The organism is Streptomyces sp. NPDC059142 (genome assembly GCF_042755665.1).
Lineage (GTDB): Bacteria > Actinomycetota > Actinomycetes > Streptomycetales > Streptomycetaceae > Streptomyces.
Genome location: NZ_JBHZDA010000017.1, coordinates 41,990 through 46,187, shown reverse-complemented (window position 1 = coordinate 46,187; position 4,198 = coordinate 41,990). Strand labels below are relative to the sequence as shown.

The 4,198-nt window shown below is 74.9% G+C and carries 4 protein-coding genes; 3 read left to right on the top strand and 1 reads right to left on the bottom strand.

Annotation, left to right across the window (positions count from 1 at the left end; all coding sequences use genetic code 11):
* The first annotated feature begins 177 nt into the window (after positions 1–177).
* Genes ACFXPK_RS09385 through ACFXPK_RS09375 form a run of 3 tightly spaced genes read left to right on the top strand, consistent with a single transcriptional unit; the run spans position 178 to position 2,417 of the window.
* The gene (locus ACFXPK_RS09385; protein ID WP_385073371.1) at positions 178–483 is read left to right on the top strand and encodes an NADPH-dependent FMN reductase; all 306 of its coding nucleotides are present in this window, start codon (positions 178–180) and stop codon (positions 481–483) included.
* A gap of 27 nt (positions 484–510) precedes the next feature.
* Positions 511–1,551 carry an ATP-binding cassette domain-containing protein gene (locus ACFXPK_RS09380; RefSeq protein ID WP_385073369.1) on the top strand — a complete coding sequence of 347 codons (1,041 nt, stop codon included), beginning with the start codon at positions 511–513 and terminating at the stop codon, positions 1,549–1,551.
* The gene (locus tag ACFXPK_RS09375; protein ID WP_385073366.1) at positions 1,548–2,417 is read left to right on the top strand and encodes an ABC transporter permease; all 870 of its coding nucleotides are present in this window, start codon (positions 1,548–1,550) and stop codon (positions 2,415–2,417) included. Before ACFXPK_RS09380 ends, ACFXPK_RS09375 begins: the two co-directional genes overlap by 4 nt.
* Before the next feature lie 37 nt (positions 2,418–2,454).
* Here the strand turns inward: ACFXPK_RS09375 and ACFXPK_RS09370 are convergent, their stop codons facing one another.
* Entirely contained in the window at positions 2,455–4,023 is a 1,569-nt protein-coding gene (locus ACFXPK_RS09370; RefSeq protein ID WP_385073363.1) for a hypothetical protein, read from the bottom strand.
* Positions 4,024–4,198 lie beyond the last annotated feature (175 nt).

Below are 4,198 nucleotides of genomic sequence, written 5' to 3'. Positions count from 1 at the left end.
ACCACACCCAACAACCACATCACCCCCCCCCCCCCCCCCCCCCCCCCCCCCCCCCCCCCCCCCCCCCCCCCCGCCCCCCCCCGCCCCCGCCGCTCGGTCGCGTCTCGCGCCTGAGAGACGAGGGAGCGGGACGGGCGGTACGGACAGGACGGGCGCGGGAGGGGAGTACGGGGACCCATGGAGCAACCACCGGAGCGGGGACGGGCTTTGCCGCCGCCCGCGGAGACGTCACGGCCGTCGCGGGTCGCGGTCATCATCGGCAGGACGCGGGAGCAACGCGTCGGTGATGTCATCGGCCGCAGGTTCGCGGAGCGGGCGGCCGGGCGGGACGACCTGGAGCCGGCGGTCGTCGATCCGGTCGACTTCGGCCTTCCCGCGCACTACCCGGACCGCCCGACCCGGCAGATGTCCGCGTTCGCGGCGGAGGTCGGGCGGGCCGACGCGTTCGTGGTGGTCACTCCGGAGTACGACCGCTCCTCCTGACGACGGACCCACGGACAAGGGACAGCGATGAACACTGATCTGGCGATCGAGACCAGAGGGCTGGTGAAGGTCTTCGGTGAGAACCGGGCGGTCGACGGAGTCGATCTCGCCGTGCCCGCGGGCACGGTCTACGGGCTCCTCGGGCCGAACGGGGCGGGCAAGACGACCCTCGTCAGGATGCTGGCGACGCTGCTGCGGCCGGACGGCGGTGAGGCGCGGGTCTTCGGCAAGGACGTACGTAAGGAGGCAGACGCGGTACGCGGCCGGGTGAGCCTCACCGGGCAGTACGCCTCGGTGGACGAGGACCTGACGGGTACGGAGAACCTGGTGCTGCTGGCACGGCTCCTCGGCCACTCGGGACGGGCCTCGCGGGAGCGGGCGGCGCGGCTGCTGACCGCGTTCGGCCTCGGGGAGGCGGCGGGGCGGCAGGTCAAGCACTACTCGGGCGGGATGCGGCGCCGTATCGACATCGCCGCGTCCCTGCTCGGCACACCCGATCTGCTCTTCCTGGACGAGCCGACGACCGGGCTCGATCCGCGCAGCCGCAACCAGGTGTGGGACATCGTGCGAGCCGTCGTCGCGCACGGCACGACGGTGCTGCTGACGACCCAGTATCTGGACGAGGCGGACCGGCTGGCCTCCAGGATCGCGGTGATCGACCAGGGGCGGATGATCGCCGAGGGGACGAAGGGCGAGCTGAAGGCGTCGGTCGGCGCCGGGTCGGTCCATCTGCGACTGCGGGACCCGGCGCGGCGGACGGAGGCCGAGCGGGTGCTGACGCGCGCGCTCGGCGCGGGCGTGCAGCTCGACGCCGATCCGGTGGCGCTGACCGCGACGGTCGACGGCCGCGGTACGGAGCACGGCGCGGCCGAGCAGGCCGCGCGGGCGCTGGCGGAGCTGGCCCGCTCGGGGATCACGGTGGACGACTTCTCGCTGGGACAGCCGAGTCTGGACGAGGTCTTCCTCGCCCTCACCGCGGGAGGACCGGTCACCACCGGCGCCGCGCACCACCTCCCGGAACCGGACACCGCGCACGGCGCCCGACGGGACGAGGAGGCGGCGGCATGAGCACCGCGGTCACGAGGACGACGAACGCGCACGACCCGGCGGACCCCCCGGGCACCTCACCCACGGCGGAGGATCTGGAGGCCCTGCTGACCGGCCGGGACCGGCCGCCCCGGCCCAGCGGGCTCACCGCCTCGCTCGCCTTCGGCCGGCGGACCATGCTCAAGATCAAGCATGTGCCGGAGCAGCTCTTCGACGTCACGGCCTTCCCGATCATGATGGTGCTGCTGTACTCGTACCTCTTCGGCGGTGCGCTGGCCGGTTCGGTCTCCGCGTACATCCAGTTCCTGCTGCCGGGGATCCTGGTGATGAGCGTCGTGATGGTCACGATGTACACGGGCGTCGCGGTCAACACCGACATCGGGAAGGGGGTCTTCGACCGCTTCCGTACCCTCCCCATCTGGCGCCCGGCGCCGATGGTCGGCTATCTCCTCGGCGATGTCGTCCGCTATGTGATCGCCTCGGCCGTCATGCTCGCCGTCGGCACCCTCATCGGCTACCGGCCGCAGGGCGGGGTGCCCGGGGTCCTGGCGGGGGTGGCGCTGCTGCTGGTGTTCGCGTTCTCGTTCTCGTGGGTCTGGACGATGTTCGGGCTGATGCTGCGCAGCGAGAAGTCCGTGATGGGCGTCAGCATGATGGTCATCTTCCCGCTGACCTTCCTGAGCAATGTCTTCGTCGACCCGAGGACGATGCCGGGCTGGCTCCAGGCGTTCGTCGACAACAGCCCGGTCAGCCATGTGGCGACGGCGGTGCGCGAACTGATGGCGGGTCACTGGCCGGCGGCGGCCGTCGCCTGGTCCCTGGGCTGGTCGGCGGTCCTGCTGATCGGGTTCGGTACGGTCACGATGCGCCTGTACAACCGCAGATGACGCCCCCGCCTCCCGGGCCGGGCCCGCTCCCTGCGGTTCACCCGAGACGCCAGTCGACGGGGGCCGTGGTGGCGGGCGGGCGGTAGGCGCAGGTGGCGCCGGTGGACACCGAGTCCCTGAGATGGGCGGCGAGTTCGGGGTGGAGGGTGTCGAGCTTGCGCAGGGTGTCACGGATGCGGGCGGTGACCGTCTTCCTGGCCCGTTCCGCCTCGTCGCCGAGGCGCCGGGTGCGCCCGCCGAGCCCCGCTGCCCGGCGCAGCTCGTCCAGCAGGGCCTGCCGCTCCCGCTCACCCTCGGCGGCGCGGGCTCCGTCCCCGCGCACGCCGGCCCGGTCGATCTCCTCGTCCAGCTCCGCCAGCCGGCGCTGGTAGGCGGCCTTGGCGCGCTCGTCCAGTACGGGGTCACCACCCAGCGACCGGGCCGCGGCCACGACGCGCCCGCCCTCCGGGGCGAGAAGTCTCCCGGCGGGCAGGTCGGCGCCCGAGTGGCCGAGGAGCGTATGCAGGTCCCGCAGCCCCTTGGCGTCGGGCACATGGACCGTCCGTCCCGCGAAGCGGAGCGCCCAGACGGCGCCGTCCCGCCGGAACTCGGCCTGCCGGCCACCGCCCGGGGCATCGGACCCGACTCCGGAGCTGACTCCGGACCCGGCGGCTGGCCCGGCGGCTGGCCCGACTCCGGGCCCGACTCCGGACTCGGCGACTGACCCGGCGGCGGATCCGGCGCCGGACCGGACGGCCGCCTCGGCGGCCCCTGCGCCCCCATCGGCCCCACCGGACCCACCGGACCCACCGGCCCCACCGGCCCCGGTGTCATGGGGGTGACGGTCCCGGTGGCGCAGGGCGTCCGTCAGGGCGGTGGCCGCGCGGCGCGACCACGGCGCGGCTCCGAGCCGGTCCGCCGCGTCGCGGGCCGCCGTCAGCTCCGTCACCGCCTCGTCCCACCGCCCGCCCGCCGCGTCCAGCGTGCCGAGCCAGAGATCGACCGGGCCGCTGATGTCGCAGCCGTACAGCGAGACCATCCACTGCCCCGCGTACGGCGCGAGCGCGGCCCGCGCGCGGGCGATCAGCGCCTCGTCGCCCGAGGCGGCGGCCGTCTGGGCGCGGAAGCGCAGCCACAGCGGGGCGTAGACCCGGGGGAACGGCGGGCCGGCTGCCTCCACCTCCCTGAGGTACCGGACCGCCTCCGCCGTGTCACCGCGCTCCAGCGCCGTGAGCGCGACCGGCAGCCGGGGGTACGGATAGCCCAGCCCGTCCAGCGTGCCGGCCACCGCCTCCGCCTCGTCGAAACGGCCCCGGTGCAGCTTGAGCGCCCAGTCCAGATGCGCGCTGACGAACGCGTACGGCGCGTGCGCGCGCCAGGGCTCCAGCGCCTTGGCCAGCAGCTCCTCCGCCTCGTCGAAGCGGCCCGCGAGGGACGCGGCCATGGAGAGGTCGATGGCGCTGCCGAGCTGGAAGAACCGCTTGCCCGTCCCCTCGGCGAGCGCCACATACGCGTGCAGCTCCGCGTGGAACCGCGGATCGCCCTGCTCCAGCAGCGTGACCCAGCGCATCGCCGTCGCGTGCGCCTCCGTGTCACGGTCGCCGGTGCGGCGGGCGATGGCGGCCATCTCGTCGGTGAGCGCGAGCCGTTCGGCCGCCGTGCCCAGCCCCCAGATCGTGTCGTGGGGCGCCCGCGGCCGGGCCGCCCCCCCCGGGGGGGCCGCCCCGGGCGGGGGGCGGGCGCGCGCGGGGGGGGGGCGCGGGGGAGAACGGCCGGGGGGCGGGGGGGGGGGGCGCGGCGCG